Origin of the sequence: Actinomadura sp. KC06 (assembly GCF_004348735.1) — a bacterium.
In the GTDB taxonomy this organism is placed as follows: domain Bacteria; phylum Actinomycetota; class Actinomycetes; order Streptosporangiales; family Streptosporangiaceae; genus Spirillospora.
Genome location: NZ_SMKT01000169.1, coordinates 1 through 18,359, shown reverse-complemented (window position 1 = coordinate 18,359; position 18,359 = coordinate 1). Strand labels below are relative to the sequence as shown.

At 71.6% G+C, this 18,359-nt stretch carries 20 protein-coding genes; 11 read left to right on the top strand and 9 right to left on the bottom strand.

Going from position 1 to position 18,359, the window contains the following annotated elements; genetic code table 11:
* Positions 1 to 1,648, top strand: a 1,648-nt coding sequence (locus E1287_RS35275) for a collagenase (RefSeq protein ID WP_207934654.1), incomplete at its 5' end; no start/stop codon positions are given.
* On the opposite strand, the gene E1287_RS35270 is transcribed toward E1287_RS35275, so the two are convergent.
* Both E1287_RS35270 and E1287_RS35265 read right to left on the bottom strand, forming a co-directional pair.
* Entirely contained in the window at positions 1,641 to 2,270 is a 630-nt protein-coding gene (locus E1287_RS35270) for a CoA transferase subunit B (RefSeq protein ID WP_131969616.1), read from the bottom strand. The two genes, E1287_RS35275 and E1287_RS35270, sit on opposite strands and share 8 nt — an antisense overlap.
* The gene (locus E1287_RS35265) at positions 2,270 to 3,019 is read right to left on the bottom strand and encodes a CoA transferase subunit A (protein ID WP_131969615.1); all 750 of its coding nucleotides are present in this window, start codon (positions 3,017 to 3,019) and stop codon (positions 2,270 to 2,272) included. The genes E1287_RS35270 and E1287_RS35265 overlap by 1 nt, the downstream gene beginning before the upstream one ends.
* A 91-nt stretch (positions 3,020 to 3,110) precedes the next feature.
* On the opposite strand from E1287_RS35265, the gene E1287_RS46660 reads away from it, so the two are divergent.
* Positions 3,111 to 4,571, top strand: coding sequence for an IclR family transcriptional regulator C-terminal domain-containing protein (locus E1287_RS46660; protein WP_207934653.1), 1,461 nt, complete (start codon positions 3,111 to 3,113; stop codon positions 4,569 to 4,571).
* On the opposite strand, the gene E1287_RS35255 is transcribed toward E1287_RS46660, so the two are convergent.
* Positions 4,543 to 5,304, bottom strand: a complete 762-nt coding sequence (locus tag E1287_RS35255) for an IclR family transcriptional regulator (protein ID WP_131969613.1) — start codon at positions 5,302 to 5,304, stop codon at positions 4,543 to 4,545. The genes E1287_RS46660 and E1287_RS35255 overlap by 29 nt on opposite strands.
* A 106-nt stretch (positions 5,305 to 5,410) precedes the next feature.
* Here E1287_RS35255 and E1287_RS35250 point away from each other — a divergent pair, with 106 nt between their 5' ends.
* The 5 genes from E1287_RS35250 to E1287_RS35230 are packed head-to-tail and all read left to right on the top strand — an operon-like array spanning position 5,411 to position 9,646.
* Positions 5,411 to 6,511 (top strand): cupin domain-containing protein, encoded by a 1,101-nt coding sequence (locus tag E1287_RS35250; protein ID WP_131969612.1) that lies wholly within the window; start codon positions 5,411 to 5,413, stop codon positions 6,509 to 6,511.
* On the top strand, positions 6,511 to 7,341 hold the full coding sequence (locus E1287_RS35245) for a fumarylacetoacetate hydrolase family protein (RefSeq protein ID WP_131969611.1): 831 nt from the start codon (positions 6,511 to 6,513) through the stop codon (positions 7,339 to 7,341). Before E1287_RS35250 ends, E1287_RS35245 begins: the two co-directional genes overlap by 1 nt.
* The gene (locus tag E1287_RS35240) at positions 7,338 to 7,946 is read left to right on the top strand and encodes a maleylpyruvate isomerase family mycothiol-dependent enzyme (RefSeq protein ID WP_207934652.1); all 609 of its coding nucleotides are present in this window, start codon (positions 7,338 to 7,340) and stop codon (positions 7,944 to 7,946) included. The genes E1287_RS35245 and E1287_RS35240 overlap by 4 nt, the downstream gene beginning before the upstream one ends.
* Before the next feature lie 27 nt (positions 7,947 to 7,973).
* Entirely contained in the window at positions 7,974 to 9,149 is a 1,176-nt protein-coding gene (locus tag E1287_RS35235) for an FAD-dependent oxidoreductase (protein WP_131969610.1), read from the top strand.
* A 44-nt stretch (positions 9,150 to 9,193) separates the two neighbouring features.
* Positions 9,194 to 9,646: an SgcJ/EcaC family oxidoreductase gene (locus tag E1287_RS35230; protein WP_131969609.1), complete on the top strand. Its 453-nt coding sequence runs from the start codon at positions 9,194 to 9,196 to the stop codon at positions 9,644 to 9,646.
* Positions 9,647 to 9,731: 85 nt separating this feature from the next.
* On the opposite strand, the gene E1287_RS35225 is transcribed toward E1287_RS35230, so the two are convergent.
* Positions 9,732 to 10,799 carry a S1 family peptidase gene (locus E1287_RS35225; RefSeq protein ID WP_165969359.1) on the bottom strand — a complete coding sequence of 356 codons (1,068 nt, stop codon included), beginning with the start codon at positions 10,797 to 10,799 and terminating at the stop codon, positions 9,732 to 9,734.
* Between the two features lie 230 nt (positions 10,800 to 11,029).
* On the bottom strand, positions 11,030 to 12,097 hold the full coding sequence (locus E1287_RS35220) for an amidohydrolase family protein (protein ID WP_131969607.1): 1,068 nt from the start codon (positions 12,095 to 12,097) through the stop codon (positions 11,030 to 11,032).
* A 95-nt stretch (positions 12,098 to 12,192) separates the two neighbouring features.
* Here E1287_RS35220 and E1287_RS35215 point away from each other — a divergent pair, with 95 nt between their 5' ends.
* Entirely contained in the window at positions 12,193 to 12,681 is a 489-nt protein-coding gene (locus tag E1287_RS35215; protein WP_165969358.1) for a MarR family transcriptional regulator, read from the top strand.
* A gap of 79 nt (positions 12,682 to 12,760) precedes the next feature.
* On the top strand, positions 12,761 to 13,189 hold the full coding sequence (locus tag E1287_RS35210; protein WP_207934651.1) for a hypothetical protein: 429 nt from the start codon (positions 12,761 to 12,763) through the stop codon (positions 13,187 to 13,189).
* 57 nt (positions 13,190 to 13,246) lie between these two features.
* Here the strand turns inward: E1287_RS35210 and E1287_RS35205 are convergent, their stop codons facing one another.
* The 4 genes from E1287_RS35205 to E1287_RS35190 form a co-directional block, all read right to left on the bottom strand.
* Positions 13,247 to 14,479, bottom strand: coding sequence for a DUF6596 domain-containing protein (locus E1287_RS35205; RefSeq protein ID WP_131969605.1), 1,233 nt, complete (start codon positions 14,477 to 14,479; stop codon positions 13,247 to 13,249).
* Positions 14,476 to 14,814, bottom strand: a complete 339-nt coding sequence (locus E1287_RS35200) for a YciI family protein (RefSeq protein ID WP_131969604.1) — start codon at positions 14,812 to 14,814, stop codon at positions 14,476 to 14,478. Before E1287_RS35200 ends, E1287_RS35205 begins: the two co-directional genes overlap by 4 nt.
* 34 nt (positions 14,815 to 14,848) lie before the next feature.
* Positions 14,849 to 15,250, bottom strand: a complete 402-nt coding sequence (locus E1287_RS35195; RefSeq protein WP_131969603.1) for a VOC family protein — start codon at positions 15,248 to 15,250, stop codon at positions 14,849 to 14,851.
* A gap of 399 nt (positions 15,251 to 15,649) precedes the next feature.
* Positions 15,650 to 15,994: a metalloregulator ArsR/SmtB family transcription factor gene (locus E1287_RS35190; RefSeq protein WP_131969618.1), complete on the bottom strand. Its 345-nt coding sequence runs from the start codon at positions 15,992 to 15,994 to the stop codon at positions 15,650 to 15,652.
* Between the two features lie 112 nt (positions 15,995 to 16,106).
* Between E1287_RS35190 and E1287_RS35185 the strand changes: the two genes are divergently transcribed.
* Entirely contained in the window at positions 16,107 to 17,714 is a 1,608-nt protein-coding gene (locus E1287_RS35185) for an FAD-dependent oxidoreductase (protein ID WP_243719645.1), read from the top strand.
* Between the two features lie 24 nt (positions 17,715 to 17,738).
* Positions 17,739 to 18,359 (top strand): MFS transporter (locus E1287_RS35180; RefSeq protein WP_131969602.1); only part of this gene is annotated, 621 nt, incomplete at its 3' end.

Genomic DNA, 18,359 nt, shown 5'->3' with positions numbered 1-18,359 from the left:
GTGCAGTCCGGGAGACTTCGCGGGTCGGTCCGGTAGCGAGCTGGTGCGGCAGATCAAAGCGTCCTCGACCAAGTGCATCAATACGCTGTTCGGGCTGAGCGGTCAGGACGCCTACCGCGCGTTCCGTGAAGCTCAGATGGTGACGGTCGCTCATGCGTTGCGCGATGACGCGGTGCACTATCCGGGGGACAGCAGGGGGAGTACGGCTCAGCTGGTGCTGTATCTGCGTGCCGGTTACTACGTCCAGTGGTACAGCCCGTCTACTGTGGGGTCTTACGGCGCGACGCTGAAGGGGATCGTCCGGGCGGGGCTGGACGTGTTCTTCGGGAACCCGAACTCGTCGGTGGTCAGTGATGCGAATGGTGAAGTTCTCGCCGAGGCTGTCACGCTGGTCGACAGTGCGCAGGAGAATGCTCGCTATATCTACGTCATCGAGCGGTTGCTGAACGGCTATAACAGCGCCTATGACAAATACTGGTGGATGCTCAAAGCGGTCAACAATGTTTATGTGATCCTGTTCCGCGGCCACCAGGTGCCCGAGTTCGTGGCCGCGGTGCAAGCCGACCCGAGCGTCCTCGACACGCTCAATTCCTTTGCCGAGGGTCATCTCGATCTGCTCGGCACCAACCGCAGCCACCTGACGTCCAACGCGGGACGTGAACTGGGCCGCTTCCTGCAGCATGTCTCGCTGCAGGCCAAAGTGAGGCCGCTGGCCAAGGGCCTGCTCGGCAAGAGCGGGATGACCGGTAGAACAGCGCCGCTGTGGGTCGGCATCGCCGAGATGACCGACCACTACGACAGGGCCAACTGCGCCTACTACGACACGTGCGATCTGAAGGAGCGGCTGGCGCGGGGCGTCCTGACCGTCCATCACACGTGCAGCGCCGGCATCAGGATCCGCGCGCAGGAGATGACGGCCGAGCAGCTATCCGATACGTGCGCGAGCCTGATGGGACAGGACGCCCACTTCCACAACCTGGTGAAGGACGGGAACCAGCCCGTCGCGAACGACTACAACTCAACGATCGAGGTGTGCGTCTTCGACTCCCGCGCCGACTACCGGACCTACGCGGGCGCGATGTTCGGCATCAACCCCAATACGGGCGGCATGTATCTGGAAGGCGATCCGGCTGCGCCCGGGAATCAGGCCCGGTTCATCGCCTATGAGGCGGAGTGGGTGCGTCCCAGATTCGAGATCCGGAACCTCAACCACGAGTACACGCATTACCTCGACGGCCGATTCAACCTGTACGGCGGCTTCAGGGCCAATATCAGCACACCGACCATATGGTGGATCGAAGGGCTCGCCGAATACGTCTCCTACTCGTACCGGAAGGTCACCTACACCGCGGCGATCGCGGAGGCGGCACAGCACACGTACGCGCTGAGCACGCTGTGGGACACCAACTACAGCCACGACACGTCCCGCGTTTATCTCTGGAGCTACCTCGCGGTCCGCTACATGTTCGAGAAACATCCCGGCGATATCGCCACAGTGCTCGGCTACTACCGCACAGGCAATTGGAACGCCGCCCGGACGTTCCTCACCAGCACCATCGGCACCCGCTACGACGCCGACTGGCAGGTGTGGCTCGCCGCAACCGGCAAGGCCGGAGCCGAAAAGGCCGGAGCCGGTGGTCTCAGGTAGTCACCTTGGCGCCGGTCCGGGAGACGACCTCCTCGACCGTGACGCCGGGGGCGGTCTCGACGAGGGCGAGGCCGGACGGGGTGACGTCCAGGACCGCCAGGTCCGTGATGATCCGGTCGACGCACGCGCGGCCCGTCAGCGGCAGGTCGCACTCCTCGACGATCTTCGGGGTGCCGTCCTTGGCGTTGTGCGTGGTCAGGACGATCACGCGCCGCGCGCCGTGGACCAGGTCCATCGCCCCGCCCATCCCCCTGACCAGCGCCCCGGGGATCATCCAGTTCGCCAGGTCACCGGCCGCCGACACCTGCATGGCGCCCAGGATCGCGGTGTCGATGTGGCCGCCGCGGATCATCCCGAACGACAGCGACGAGTCGAAGTACGACGCGCCCGGCAGGACGGTGACGGTCTCCTTGCCCGCGTTGATCAGGTCCGGGTCGACCTCGTCCTCGCCCGGGTACGGGCCGACGCCGAGGATGCCGTTCTCCGAGTGCAGGACGACGTGCACGCCCGGCGGCACATGGCCGGGGACGAGGGTCGGCAGGCCGATCCCGAGGTTCACGTACGAGCCGTCGGTCAGCTCGCCGGCGGCGCGGGCCGCCATCTCGTCGCGGGACCAGGCCATCAGGCTCGCACCGTCCTCTTCTCGATTCCCTTGTCCGCGGCCTGCTCGGGCGTCAGCTCCACGACCCGCTGGACGAACACGCCCGGCAGATGCACCTCGTCGGGTTCGAGGGCGTCCACCAGCTCCTCGACCTCCGCGACCGTGACGCGTCCCGCCATCGCGGCGAGCGGGTTGAAGTTCCGGGACGCCTTGCCGAACACGAGGTTCCCGTGCCGGTCGCCGCGCCGCGCACGCACCAGCGCGAAGTCGGTGCGGATGCCGCGTTCCAGCACGTACGGCGTGCCGTCGAATTCGCGGACCTCCTTGGGCCGGGACGACACCTCGACGGACTTGTCGGCGCCGTACCGCCACGGCAGGCCGCCTTCGGCGACGGGCGTCCCGACCCCGGCCGGGGTGTAGAAGGCGGGGATGCCGCAGCCGCCCGCGCGGAGCCGCTCCGCGAGCGTGCCCTGCGGGATCAGCTCGACCTCGACCTCGCCGGCCAGGTACTTGCGGGCGAACGTCTTGTTGTCGCCGATGTAGGAGCCGGTCACCCGGACGATCTGCCCCGCCTCCAGCAGGATGCCGAGACCGCCGCCGTCCACGCCGCAGTTGTTCGACACCACGCTGAGCCCGCCGGGTCCGGCCTCGTGCAGCGCCTCGATGAGGACGTTCGGCACGCCGCTCAGCCCGAACCCGCCCACGGCCAGCGACGCCCCGTCCGGAACGTCCGCGACGGCCGCCGCGGCGTTCGTCACCACCTTGTCCATGACGGTATCATCCTGTTCGCCTAGTGAACTTTGCTTCATAAATGTGGATGCAGTGTCGGTGGTCGTCAGGGCGATGTCAACAGGAGGGGTGATGCGGGACGTCGATCCGGTCGGGCCGTTGAAGCGCGGCCTGGAGATCCTGGAGGTCGTCGGGCGCGCCGGGGGGCCGGTCCGCCCGGCCGACCTGGTCGCGGAGACCGGGCTGGCCCGCTCCACCGTCGACCGCGTGCTGAGCACGCTCACCGAGACCGGATACCTGCGCTGGAAGGGCCGCGACGTCGTCGCGACGCCCCGGACGATGGACGTCGGCAACCTCTACCTGTCCGGCCTCGACCCCGAAGGCGTCCTGGCCGGACGGGTCGCGCGGCTCGCCGGCGACCTGGACGAGTCGGTCGTGCTCGCCGTGCCCGACCGGGCCGACGACCGGGACGGCGTCCGCATCGTCGGCCAGTCGCGGCCCCGCGGGTCCCTGGCGATCGTGTTCAAGGTCGGTGATCTGCTGCGATACCCGTTCAACGCGTCCGGGTGGGAGCTGGAGGACGACTTCCTGGAGCCTGGGCTCGTCGCCGTCGCGGTACCCGTCCAGGCGGCCGTGGGGCCGTTCGCGCTGATCGTCGTCAGCCATGCCAGCCGCCACTCGGCCGTGTCCCTGCGGGAGCATGCGCGGTCGTCCCTGATGGCGTGCGTCGCCGAGATGGAGCAGGTCGCGGCCCACCCGCCGCATCCGGACGAGGCGCGGACCCCCGGCGCGAACGGCCACCTGAAGGCGCGGCTGGGAGCGGAGTTCCTCCAGTCACTCGATCGCGGCCTGGCCGTCCTGCACGCCATCGGCACCAGAGCCGAGGGAAGGACGATCTCCGAGGCCGCCGCCCTCACGGGCCAGGCCCGCGCCACCGCCCGCCGCGCGCTCCTGTCGCTGACCGTCCTCGGGTACGCGCGCGAGAGCGGAGGCCGGTTCGCGCTGCTGCCGCGCGTCCTCGACCTCGGATACCGGCAGGTGAGCGGGCTGACGTTCGAGGAGCTGGCCCGCCCGCATCTGCGCGATCTCGTGGCGCGGGTCCACGACTCGGCGTCCGTCGTGGTGCTGGACGGCACGGACATCCGCTACGTCGCCCGCGCCCAGGCGTCCCGGATCATGCGGGTCGAGATCACCGTCGGCACCCGCTTCCCCGCCTACGCCACCGCGATGGGACGCGTCCTGCTGGCCGGGCTGCCGGAGGCCGAGGCGTCCGACCTGATCGTCCGCTCGGACCGGCGGGCCTTCACCGGCCGGACGCTGACCGGCGCCGACGACCTGCGCCGGGAGGTCGCCACGGCGCGCGACGACGGGTACGCCGTCGTCGACCAGGAGCTTGAGACGGGGCTGAGGTCGATCGCGGTCCCGATCCACGCGTCCGGACGGGTGGTCGCCGCGCTCAACATCGCCGCCCCCGCCGCCCGCGAACCGGTCGAGCAGATGCGCGAACGCCTCCTGCCCGAGCTGCGCGCCACCGCCCGCGCCCTGGAAGCCGACGTGGCCGCGTTCACCCGCCACCAGCCCCTTCCCCTCTAACGGCCAGGGCCGTCTCGATGCGCCGGGCGGCGGCGGACAGCGCGCCGACCCAGCCGGGCAGGCGGTCGCGGTCGAACCGGGCGGTCGGCAGCGCGATGGACAGCCCGGCCAGCGGGGCGCCCGACCGGTCCTTGACCGCCACGCCGACGGCGGACAGCCCGGTCTCGGTGAGCTGATCGTTGATGGCGAAGCCCCGGTCGCGGACCAGCGCCAGCTCGCGCCGCAGCCGTCCGAGATCGATCTCGGGCGGATCGCCGTAGCGGGCGGTCACGTCCGCCGGGTCGAGGGCGGCGAGCATGGCCTTGCCGCCCGACGTCCGGTGCGCGGGCAGCGACACGCCCGATCGGTCGCCGACCCGCAGGACCTGGTCGGACTCGGCGGTGACGATGAAGCGCACCTCCGTCCCGGCGAGCACCGCGAGGTTGGCGGACTCGCCGGTGCGCTCCACCAGCGAGCGCAGCGGGCCGGCTGACACCTCGCGCAGCAGCGCGACGGGCGCGCCGGACGGCTCCGCCGGGCGCAGCACCTTTCCCGGGCCGTACCGCCGGTCCGGGCCCTGCTCGGCGAAGTCCCGGTAGACGAGCATCGCCAGCAGCCGGTGCGCGGTCGACGCCGCGACCCCGAGCCGCTCCGCCGCGTCGGTGACCCGCATCGGGCCCTCCTGCTGGAGCAGCGCGGCGAGGCGCAGCGCGTGGTCCACGGAGCTGAGCGCGTACGGCGGCTTATTCCTCATAGAAGAAAGAGCTTATCCGCTATCTGGAAATGTCGGCATTCTGGATGCAGACAGGCAGGCAGACACGCAGGCACGCACCATCCGTCCCCCGTACGAAGGGCTCATCATGACGCTCAGCATCGTCGCGACCGATGCCGACGACCAGCCCGCGCGCACGCCGGAGCTGGAGGCGCTGTACCGCGGCTTCGAGGCCGAGTTGCTCGTCCCGCTGTGGACGGAGATCGGCGACCTGATGCCGCCGTCCCCGCGGTCGAAGGCGCTGCCGCACCTGTGGCGGTGGGACGCGCTGCTGCCGATGGCCGAGCGGGCGGGGGAGCTGGTCCCGGTCGGGCGCGGCGGCGAGCGCCGGGCGATCGCGCTGGCCAATCCCGGACTCGGCGGCAGGCCGTTCGCGACGCCGACGCTGTGGGCCGCGATCCAGTACCTCAACCCGGGCGAGGACGCCCCCGTCCACCGGCACACGCAGAACGCGTTCCGGTTCGTCGTCGAGGGCGAGGGCGTGTGGACGGTCGTCGACGGCGACCCCGTCGCCATGCGCCGCGGCGACTTCCTCCCGCAGGCCGGCTGGCACTGGCACGGCCACCACAACGTCTCCGACCGTCCGATGGCGTGGATCGACGGGCTCGACATCCCGTTCCAGTACTTCGCCGACTCGACGTTCTTCGAGCTCGGCCCGGACGAGGTCGAGACCCGCGACGCCCCCGAACGGTCACGGTCGGAACGGCTGTGGGGTCACCCGGGTCTCCGTCCGCTCACCCATCTGGAGCCCACTCCGGCGACGCCGCTGCTGGCCTACCGGTGGGAGCACACCGACCGCGCGCTGTCCGAGCAGCTCGCGCTGGAGGCGGACGGGCACCGGGCGACGGTGGAGCCGGGGCACGCCGCCGTCCGGTACACCAACCCCACCACCGGCGGCGACGTGATGCCGACCCTGCGCACCGAGTTCCACCGGTTGGCGCCCGGCACGGCGACGGCGGCGTCCCGCGAGGTCGGCTCGTCCGTCTACCAGGTGTTCGACGGCACCGGGCAGGTCACGGTCGGGGACCACGGCTGGACGGTGGAGCGCGGCGACCTGTTCGTCGTCCCTTCGTGGCAGCCGATGGCGCTCGCGACCGAGCACGGCCTGGACCTCTTCCGGTTCAGCGACACCCCGATCTTCGAGCGGCTGCACCAGCACCGCGCCCACACCGACCAGGAGAATGCGTAGTGAAGCTCGCCACCATCCGCACGGACGGCGGAACCCGCGCCGCCCGCCTCACCCCTGACGGCGCCGTCCTCCTCGACGACCCCGACGTCGGCAGGCTGCTCGGACGCGACGGCTGGGCCGGTGCGGCGGCGTCCGCGCAAGGGGAGGCCCGTCCTGTGGACGACGCCGATCTCGCGCCCGTGGTGCCCCGTCCGGGCAAGATCCTCTGCGTCGGGCTCAACTACCGCGCCCACATCCTGGAGATGGGACGGGACCTGCCCGAGCATCCGACGCTGTTCGCCAAGTTCGCCGAGGCGCTCATCGGCCCGCGGGACGCCGTCCAGCTCGCGCCCGAGTCGTCCGCCGTCGACTGGGAGGCGGAGCTGGCGCTGGTCATCGGCCGGACGGTCCGGCGCGCGTCGGAGGAGGAGGCCGCGGTCGCGATCGCCGGATTCACCGTCATGAACGACGTCACCATGCGCGACTGGCAGTTCCGCACCAAGGAATGGCTCCAGGGCAAGACGTTCGAGGGGACGACGCCGCTCGGGCCCGTCCTGGTCACGCCGGACGAGCTGCCCGGCGGCGTCCGTCCCGCGCTGACGATGACCTGCCGCGTGGACGGCGCCGTGACGCAGAAGGCCGACACGTCCGACCTGGTGTTCGATCCGGTGGCGCTGGTGCGGTACGCGTCCACGATCCTCACGCTGCGGCCGGGCGACGTCATCGCGACCGGCACGCCCGGCGGCGTCGGCCACGCCCGCAAACCGCCCCGCTACCTGACGGACGGCACGACCGTGGTCACGGAGATCGAGGGCATCGGCCGCCTGGAGAACACGGCGAGGACGCCATGAGCGGCGCCCGAACCTGGATGGACGACGGCACCGCGCTGTTCCTGGACGCCGTCGACCGCCTCACCGACGACGAGTTCTCCGCGCCGACCGCCCTGGACGGCTGGACGCGACGCCATGTCATCGCCCACGTCCACGGCAACGCCGAGGCGCTCCGCAGGCTGCTGACCTGGGCCGCGACCGGCGTGGAGAACCGGATGTACGCCGACGCCGACCAGCGCGCCAGGGAGATCGAGGAGCTGTCGGCGCTGCCTGCGAGCGAGCTGCGCACGCTCGTCCACGGCTCCGCGAAGGCCCTGGCCGCCGACATGGACGCCCTCCCGCAGGACGCCTGGGACGCCCTCGTGATCACCGCGCAGGGACGGACCGTCCCCGCCCGGGAGATCCCGTTCATGCGCGCCCGCGAGGTGTGCGTCCACGCCGTCGACCTGGACCATGGCGTGACCTTCGCCGACCTGCCCGCCGACTTCAACACCGCCCTGGCCGTAGAGGCCGTGACCAGGCACGCGGGCCAGGGACAGGCCGCCGGTAACGGGCAGGCCGCCGCGCTGGCCGCGTGGCTGACCGGACGCGCCGACCGCCCGCCCGCGCTCGGCCCCTGGCTCTGAAGGTCTGAAGGTCTGAAGGGAAGCCGCATGAACTCAGCATCCGATCCCGTCGATGTCGTCGTGGCCGGAGGCGGCATCGGAGGGCTGTCCACGGCCTACGCGCTGGCGCGCTCCGGGCGCTCGGTCCGCGTCCTCGAACGGGAGCCGGAGTTCGCCGAGGTCGGCGCCGGTCTCCAGATGGCGCCGAACGCCACCCGCGTCCTGGCGGACTGGGGCCTGCTCGACGAGGTCCTCGACGCCGGGGTGGCCCCGCGCCGGCTGCTGTTCAGGGACGTCCTGGACGGCGGCGACCTGACCCATCTGGACCTCGATGACGGGTTCGTCCGCCGCTATGGCGCGCCGTACGTCGTCATCCACCGCAGCGACCTGCTCGCGATCCTGACCCGCGCGTGCGAGCGCGCCGGTGTGACGCTGGTCGCGGACTGCGACGTCCGGGACGTCACCAATGAGCCGGACGGCGTGACCGTCCACAGCAGCCTGGGCGATCACCACGGGCGGCTCGCCGTCGCCGCGGACGGGCTCCGCTCCACCCTCCGCGCCAAGTTCAGCGACGACGAGCCCATCTGCTCCGGCTACGTCGCCTACCGAGGCGCGTTCCCCGTGGCGGACCTCGACACCCGCCTCGGCCAGGACGCCCTCCAGGACGTCGTCTGCTACATCGGCCCCGGCTGCCACCTGGTGCAGTACCCGCTCCGCCGAGGCGAGATCTTCAACACCGTCGCCGTCTTCCAATCCCCCGCCTACCAGCGCGGAGAGGAGGACTGGGGCGGCCCGGACGAACTCGACGCGGCCTTCTCCGGGGCCTGCCGGGAGGTGCGCGACGGCCTCGGCTCCCTGTGGCGCGACCGCCGCTGGGCGATGTACGACCGGCTGCCGATCCCGAACTGGGTGGACGGACGGCTCGTCCTGACCGGCGACGCCGCGCACCCCATGCTGCAGTACCTGGCGCAGGGCGCCTGCCAGGCGATCGAGGACGCCGCCTGCCTCGCCGCCGAGCTGGGCGGCGCGGCCCCGCCCGACTGGGGCGGCGCGGTCAAGCGGTACGAGGCCGAACGCACCGGGCGGACCGCCCGCGTCCAGGCCAACGCGCGGCTCTGGGGCGACATCTGGCACGTGGACGGCGTCGCCAGGCTGCTCCGCAACGAGCTGTTCCGGCAGCGCGACCCCCGCGACCCCCGGCACATCGACTGGCTCTACGCCTGACGCCTCTTGACCTCAAGTCGACTTGACGTCCGAGACTGACGACCATGAGCGCAACGGAGATCGACGCACGAGCACGCGAGACCGAGATCGACGCCATCAAGCAGATCGTCGCCGTGGTCGAACACGCGCAGAACAACGAGCTCCCCGACGAGTTCCTCGGCCTGTTCCGGTCCGACGCGATCTGGACGACGGGCGCCGGGAAGCGCCTCTACGGCCTCGATGAGATCTCGGCGTTCACGCGCCAGGTGCTCCCCGGCGGGATGCGGGGCATGACGGTGACGTTCGAGCTGGAGCACGTGCTGTTCATCCGTCCGGACGTCGCCGCCGTCAAGGTGCGGCAGATCTATCAGACCCCCGACGGGCCGGACGTGGGCACCCCGCTGTGGGTCATGACGAAGGAGGACGGGCAATGGCGCCTGACCGCCTGCCAGAACACGGGCGTCCCCGACGAAGAGGCGGGGTCGGCGACTCGTCCGATCTTCGGCTCCGGTGAGTGAGGCGGAAAAGATGTGGGGCCCCCGGCGAACCGGGAGCCCCACATGAGCGGAGAGAGTTCAGCCCACTTCAGGATGGGATCGTGCTTCAGCCCTGCTTCAGGGTCGCGCCCTGAGCCTGCAGTGCCTCGTCCAGAGGCTGGAAGAACGACTCGAAGCCACCGGCGTTGCAGTTCTGGCTGCTGATGCCGGAGGTGATGGCGATGGCGACGTTGCCGCCCTGGAGCGAGCCGCCGCTGTCACCGGGCTGGGCGCAGGCGCTGGTCGCGACGAGCTGCGTGACAGCACCCTGCTGGTAGTTGACGGTCCGGTCGTAGCCGCGGATGGTCCCGGACGTCGTGCCCGTGGTGGAGCCCTTCTTCTGGATCTGCGTGCCGACCGCCGGACGGCCGACCTCGGTGAGGTTGGCGTTCGTCAGCTGCACCTGTCCGGCGCTGCGGAGCGTCCCGTAGTCGTTGCCGGGGAAGCTGCTGAGCTGCCGGGTGCCGACCGTCTGGCCGCCGGAGGTCCAGGTGGCGCCGATGGCGGTGCAGTGGCCTGCGGTCATGACGTACTCGGTGCCGCCCGCGGTGCCGATCGCCGACACCGAGCAGCGCGAGCCGCTGGTGTGGATCGCGTCGCCGGGGCCGAGCGCCAGCTGCGGCGACCCGTCCACGCGCTGGATCCGGACGGTCTCGCTCATCGCCTTGGCGCGCTTCACGAACGCCTTGGTGGCGGCGTCGTTGTCGGCCTTCGGGACGGTGACGACCACGGAGTTGGTCATGACGTCGACGCCCCAGGTCAGACCCGTGACGGCGGGGGTGCCGGCGTGCCGGTCGAGGTTGGTCTTGGCGGCCGTCAGCGGCTTGATGCCGTGCTTGACGATGCGGGGCTTGGCGCCCGCGGCCTTGACCTGCTCGGCGGCGGCGGCGTTGGTGACGTTGATGACGAGGTTGCCCGCGCCGTCGACGTAGGAGCCCGCGTGCTGGGAGCCGAGCCGGCCTTGCACCTTGTTGGCCAGCGCCACCTGCGGGAGGTGAGCGAGCTTGACGACGTTCGTGTTCGCGGGGGTGGCCTGGGCCGTCGCGGGGACGGCTCCGAGCGCGGGGAGCGTGATCAGCGCCGCGGCACTCAAAAGTGGGGGTACCACGCGTTTGAGGTGCGATCCACGGTTCACTCTGGTCCACCTTTCACCGCCGTTTCGCCTGTAGGCGAAGGCGGCATCTCGGGGGTTGGCGGGGGGCAGGCGCCTCCGTCACGTGAATGGCTGGTATGACCCGTGTGACAAAGGCGTTGCGTGGCAGCAACGTACTTCGATGAGGTGTCAACAACCAGATTTCAAGCCGTAACTGAAATTTCAGTACGTCCTGAAATGGCCACGACCTGGGATTGCCGCCCCGGCGCCGCTCAGCCGCCGACGCGTGCGGCGAGGCGCGGGAACAGGCGCAGGGCGTTGCCCCGGGTGATGGCCCGATGCGCTCGTCCGTTCAGGCCGGGGTCGCGGTCGAATTCGGCCGTGTTGATGGCGACCTCCCGCGCCGAGTTGGCGGGCCAGTCGGTGCCGAACAGCACGCGGTCCGCGCCGACCGCGCCGAGCAGGGACGGCGTGGCGTACGGCGACGTCGGCAGCGCCGTGTCGTAGTGGAAGCGGCGCAGCGCGGGACGGATCTTGGCGGGGTCGGGGCCACCGTCCTCCCGGCCCCAGCGCTCGGCGCGTCCGGCCATGTACGGCAGGAACCCGCCGCCGTGGGACAGGATGATCGACACGTGCGGGTAGCGCTCCAGCGTCCCGGCGGCGATGAGGCTGAGCGCGGTGCGGGTGGTGTCGAGCAGGAAGTCGCCGAGCCAGTCGCCGACGTTCGGCACCTCCACGATGCCCTTCGGCGCGACCGGATGGGTGAACACGACCGCCCGCCGCCGGTTCAGCTCGGCGAACAGCGGCTCGAACATCCGGTCGCCGAGGTAGCGCCCGTCGGCCGAGGTGTTGAGGAGGACGCCGTCTGCGCCGAGCTCGTCCAGGGCGTGGGCGGCCTGCCGGAGGGCGAGGTCCGGGTGGAGCATCGCCACGTTGGCGAAGAAGCCGAACCGGGTGGGATTGCCGCGCACCAGCTCGGCCAGCGACTCGTTGCACACCTGCACGCCCGAGACGGCGACCTTGCGGTCCTTGAACACCTCGGCCGGGGCGGGCGCGGACGCGACTCCCACGGCGATGCCGTTGGCGTCCATGGTCCGCAGGGTCTCCTTGAGGCTCCACTGCGACCAGCTGGGGCCGCCGGTCGGCGGGATCATGCCCAGGTCGACCAGCCATTGCCGCATCTTGGGCGGGACGGCGTGGTGGTGGACGTCGATCCTGCCGCGGGCGGGCCGCCGATCGCCGGCGGCGGCCCCGGCCGCGGGCACGGCCGCCGGTACGGCGGCCAGGGCGGCGGTGAGGCCGGACACCTGCAGTGCACGTCGGCGGGTCATCTCGGGCATGCGCGTCTCCTGTCGGTCGTTGTGGCGCCGCCCACTTCAGACCTCACGAGAAAGTCTCAGATGAGACTATATCAGATGGGCCTACGATGGGCCCCATGCTCGATGACCTGGTCGCACGGATCCTGGCCGAGGACGGCGACGCCGCCCTCCGGCACGTCGGGCTCGGCATGCTGCTGGCCACCGCGCACAACCAGAGCCGGGAGGTCATGAACGACGGGCTGCGCCCGCTCGACGTCGACGTCCGCGGGCTCTCCATGCTGCTCGCCCTGGAGCTGTACGGGCCGTCCAGCCAGCGGCGCCTCATCGACCTGTCGGGCATCGACAAGTCCACGATGGTGCGGATCATCGACGAGCTGGAGGACGCCGGCCTCGTCCGCCGCGAACGGGCCCCCCAGGACCGCCGCGCCTACTCGATCACCCTGACCCCCGCCGGGGAACGGACGCTGGCGGGCGCCCGCCGCGTCGCCACCGACGTCGGCGACCGCCTGTTCGGCTGGCTCCGCCAGGACGACCGCGCCCACCTCGTCGCCCTCCTGACCCGACTGGCCGAGCACACCGCCAAATACCCCAAAAGAAATGGTTAAACGAGTATTGATCTCGGTTTGGGGTTCTTCTTCCGAAGGGAATTGGTGAATGAAGCTGCGCTCGATTTAGGGAGGTTCGATGACGGCCAGGATGACCCATGGTTCTGCATCGGTTCCGGCCGGGGAGCGGCACCGGACGTCCGGGTGGCTGACGTTCGCCGGCACTCTCGCCCTGGTGGTGGGCGCGTTCAACGTCATCGACGGTCTGGTCGCCCTGTTCAAGGACGACTATTACCTGGTCGGCCAGAACCAGATCCTCGTGTTCGACTACACCGCCTGGGGGTGGATCTGGCTGGTGATGGGCATCATCCAGATCGGCATCGGCGCGGGCATCATGGCCGGCAAGATGTGGGCCCGGGCCGCCGGGGTCGTGCTCGCCGTCCTCGCCGCGATCGGGCATCTCGCCTTTCTCCAGGCGTTCCCGCTCTGGTCGGTGCTCACCATCGCGCTGTGCGTCCTGCTGATCTACGCGCTCTGCGCGCCCCCCGCCGGCGCCACCGGCAAATGACCGGGCGAACCTCTGGCCATTCTGAAATCCATGGTCATGGCAATTCGGTGATCTGAGTCAGGGGTTGGTGAGGCGTTCTTCCAGCAGAGCCTGTTGGGCCGGGTTGGTGGTGAGGGCCAGGGCCTGCTGGTCGGCGGCTTGCGCGGCCTCTGGCCGGTCCAGAGCGCGGAGGAATTCGGCCCGGGTGGCGTGGTAGAGCGGGTAGCGCTCCAGGGTCTTGCGGTCGGCGGGGGTGAGGGCGTCCAGATCGGCGAGCGCGTTGCGGGCGCCGCCGCGGGGACCGGCGTGGTGGCGCAGGGCGATGGCGCGCTGGAGCCGATGGACGGGTGACGGCGACAGCGCCAGCAGCATGTCGTAGAGGACGACGATCTGCGGCCAGTCGGTGTCCGTCCAGGTGGGGGCCTCGGCATGGCAGGCGACGATGGCGGCCTGCAGCTGGTAGGGGCCCGGGCGGCGCAGCGCGGCGGCGCGTTCGATGAGGTGGGTCGCCTCGGTGATGGCGTCGTGGTCCCAGAGGCCGCGGTCCTGGTCGCGGAGCGGGACGAGCCGCCCGTCCGCGGTGAAGCGAGCGCTGGTGCGGGCCTGGTGCAGGCGGATGAGCGCCAGCAGGCCGAGCACCTCGGGCTGCTTCGGCAGGAGCCACGCGAGCTGCGCGGTGAGCCATTCCGCGTCGTCGGCGAGGTCCCTGGCGTGCGGACGGTCCCCGGCACTCGACAGGTAGCCCTCGTTGAACAGCAGGTAGATGACGGCCAGCACCTGGTTCACACGGTCGGGCAGGTCGGCGCCGGCCGGTATCCGGTACGGGATGCCCGCCTCGCTGATCTTCCGTTTGGCGCGGGTGATGCGCTGCCCCACGGTCGGCTCCGGGACGAGGAAGGCCGCCGCGATCTGCGCGGTCGTCAGCCCGCACACCGCCCGTAGCGTCAGCGCGATCTGCGCGGCCCGCGGCAGCGCGGGATGGCAGCAGGTGAAGATCAGCTTGAGCCGGTCGTCGGGCTCGGACGGCACCGGCCAGCGCATCCGGGCCAGCTTGTCGCGGTAGAGCTCCTGGCGGCGCAGTACGTCCAGGCCGCGGCGGCGGGCGACGGTCAGCAGCCACGCGTCGGGATGCTCGGGGACGCCGTCGTCCGGCCAGCGCTGCAGCGCGGTCTCGACGGCGTCCTGCACGACGTCCTCGGCGGCGGCGAAGTCGCCCAGCACCCGCACCAGGCACGCCGTCAGCCGGCCCGCGTGCTCGCGCACCACGCGGGCCAGCTCGGCGTGCACGTGCTCCTGTGGAGCGTCCGTCATGTGAGCGGGCGGATCTCGACGATCGGGCAGGCGGGCCAGGTCCGCGCCACCGCCAGCGCCTCGTCCAGGTCGGCGACCTCGATCTCGGCGTAGCCGGACACGACCTCCTTGCCCTCCACGAACGGGCCGTCGGTGACCAGCGCGTCGCCGCCGGTCAGCCGAACCGTGGTCGCCGTCTCGGCGGGGCGCAGGTGCGCGTGGTGCGTGATCACGGCCGAGTGCTCGGCGAACCAGCGCCCGACCGCCTCGAACGCCGCCTCCCGCGCGGCCTCGTCCATCGACTCCAGCTCGCGGGCGAACTCCTCGGTCTCCACGAACAGCAGGACGTACTTCATCTTCCGCTCCTTCCCGCAAACGGCCTGGTGGACGCTACTCGGCGGGCAGCGGGCAGTACAGGTCGACGCCGTTGCCGTCCGGGTCGAGGACGACGGCGTACCGCATCCCCCAGAAGGCGTCCCACGGCTCCTGGGCGCCGGTGTACCCGGCCTCGGTCAGCTCCGCGTACTTGGCGTCGACGGCGGCCGGGTCGGCGCACTCGAACGCCAGGTAGGTGCGGGGGTCGCCGGTCGGACGGCTCCACCCGTCCCGTAGCGTGCCGCCGCGGAACTTCTCGGTGTCGAGCATGAGGTGCAGCCCGTTCGGCAGGTCGCAGCCCGCGTGGTCGGGGTACTGCGCGTCGACCTTGAACTCCAGCCCGAGCCGGGCGTAGAAGTCGATCGCGGCCTGGATGTCGGAGACCACGATGTCGATGACGTTCAGCGTCGGGTTCATGACCCGCTCCTCTCGGTGCCACCGGACGCGTCCGCGTCCGGGAGTGTGCGTCTTCACCCCCTAGACGATCGGGCGGCGGCCGGATCCGACATCGTCCGGCACGGATTCCGCGGTGGGGTAGAGTTTGATCGTCACGGACAGTGATCGTGACCTTACGGATCGGGCCGGGTGACGCCGAGGAGGGGCATTGGCCGGATATCGCATCTACCTCGTCGACGGCGCGCGGCGGGACCTGTCGGCCGACAGGTGCAGGCACGCCGGCTCCCGCTACATCTTCGAGCGGGAGAGCGCGTCCGGGGGGTGGCAGACCGTCCACGAGGTTGCCGTGGTCGATGTCGCCCAGCTTCAGGACGGCGTCCCCAACGCGGACCACGAGCCCGGCCCGCGGGCGGACGCGGGTCAGGCGGGGGTGAGGGACGGCAGCGCGAACAGGCCCGACAGCCGCGTCAGCGCCTCCGGGACGGCCCAGTAGTACACCCAGGTCCCGCGCCGCTCGCCCTCGATCAGCCCGGCCTGGCGCAGCACCTTCAGATGGTGGGAGATCGTCGGCGCGGTCAGCTCGAACGCGCCGGTCAGGTCGCACACGCACGCCTCACCGCCGTCCATCGAGGCGATCATGTTGAGCAGCCGCAGCCGGACGGGATCGGCCAGCGCCTTGAACACCGCCGCCAGCGCGGCCGCCTCCGCCTCGGTCAGCGCCGTGCTGCTCAGCGGCGGGCAGCACACCCGCTCGACGGCGTCCATGCACTCGCTCTGATTCGACACCCCTCTAATTTGACATCCATCTATCCAGGATGCAAACTGGCGCCTGATTAGACGAACGTCGAAACAGTGTCGAGCGGACCGAGGAGCCATCGTGACCGACACCACCGGGGCGAGCTGCTGCGGCGTCAACGCCTGCTGCACCGGCGCCGAGCAGGCGGTCGACCCCGCGAGCACCGTCGAGCGGGCCAAGACCGAGGCGGGCTGCGCCTGCCTCACCGAACAGGACGGCGACGGCAGCGGGCAGGACGCGCTGCCGGTCGTGGTGATCGGCGCGGGTCCGGTGGGCCTGGCCGCCGCCGCGCACCTCGCCGAACGCGGCCAGGACTTCCTCGTCCTGGAGGCCGGGGCGCGTGCCGGCGCCGCGATCTCCGAGTGGGGGCACGTCCGGCTGTTCTCGCCCTGGCGGTACAACACCGACGCCGCCGCCCGCCGCCTGCTGGAGCCCACGGGCTGGACGCCGCCGCCCGCCGATCAGCTGCCCACCGGCGCCGAGCTCGTCCGCGACTACCTCGCCCCGCTCGCCCGCGTGCCCGCGCTGGCCGGACGGATCCGCACCGGCACCCGCGTGGCCGCCGTCGCCCGCCAGGGCGTGGACGTCACCCGCACCATCGGCCGCGACGAGCGCCCCCTGCTCGTCCGCGCCACCGGCCCGGACGGGAAGGCCCGCGACATCGCCGCCCGCGCCGTCATCGACGCGTCCGGGACCTGGGGCATCGCGAACCCGCTGGGCCACTCCGGCCTGCCCGCCCCCGGCGAGGACGCCGCCGCGCCCCACCTGACCGGGCCGCTGCCCGACGTCCTCGGCCGCGACCGCGACCGCTTCGCCGGACGGCACACCCTCGTCGTCGGAATGGGCCACTCGGCCGCCAACACCCTGCTCGCCCTCGCCGAACTCGCCGCCGCCGAGCCCGGCACCCGCATCACCTGGGCGGTGCGCGGCGCGTCCGTCGCCCGGCTCTACGGGGGCGGCGACGCCGACGGCCTCCCGGCCCGGGGAGCGCTCGGCACCCGGCTCAAGCAGGCCGTCGAGGCCGGCGCGATCACCCTGGTGCGCGGCTTCACCATCACCGGTTTCGAGGCTCCGGCCGCCGACGAGCCCGCCCGGGAGCGCGTCCGGGTCGTTGGACGGACGCCGGACGGCGAGCACGTCGTCGCGGCCGACACCGTGGTCGCCGCCACCGGGTTCCGGCCCGACCTGGACATGCTCCGCGAAGTCCGCCTCGACCTCGACCCCGCCACCGAGGCGCCGACGAAGCTCGCCCCGCTGATCGACCCCAATTTCCATTCCTGCGGGACCGTCCCGCCGCACGGCGAACGCCACCTCGCCCAGCCCGAGAGCGGCTTCTACCTGGCCGGGATGAAGAGCTACGGCCGCGCGCCCACCTTCCTCATGGCGACCGGCTACGAGCAGGTCCGCTCGATCGTGGCCGCGCTCGCCGGGGACCGTGAGGCCGCCGACGCCGTCCAGCTCGACCTGCCCGAGACGGGCGTGTGCTCCACCGACCTGGTCACCGACGACCTCCTGCCCGGTTCGTCCGCCGGTTCGTCCGCTGGCTCGTCCGCTGGTCAGGACGGCTCCTGCTGCGGTGCTGCGCCGTCCGAACCGCTTAGCATCGGAATCGGCGCTCCCGCCGGGGTCGGCTTCGCGACAGGTTTCGTGCACGGCCTCTCCGGCGAGACCGGACGCCGCGACGCCTGACCGTCCCCGAGCAGCGAAGACCGTATGACCTGTGGAACTCCCGCGTCGGCGGCGGCGGCGGACACCGCCGCCGGCGCCGACGGCTCCGTCTCCCGCGTTCCGCTGGTCGCGCTGTGCGTCACCGAGATCACCAGCTGGGGCGTGCTGTACTACGCCTTCGCCGTCCTGGCCCCGGAGATCACCCGCGACACCGGCTGGTCCACCGGCGCGATCACCGCCGCGTTCTCCGCCGCGCTGATCGTCGCCGCGCTGGGCGGCATCCCCGCCGGACGCCTGCTGGACCGCCGCGGACCGCGCGCCCTGATGACCGGCGGGTCGGTGCTCGCCGTCGTGGCGGTCCTCGCGCTGGCGGCGGCCCCGAACCTGGCCTGGTTCGTCGCGGCCTGGCTGCTGGCCGGGATCGCGATGACGGCCGTCCTCTATCAGCCCGCCTTCGCCGCCCTCACCCGCTACTACGCCCCGCGCCACGTCGCCGCGCTCACCACCCTCACGCTGGTCGCCGGGCTGTCGAGCACCGTGTTCGCGCCGCTCACCGACGCGCTGTCGGCCCACCTCTCGTGGCGCGGCGTCTACCTGGTGCTGGCGGTGGTGCTGGCGGTCGTCACCGTCCCGCTGCACCTGCTCGCCCTGCGCCGCCCCTGGCCC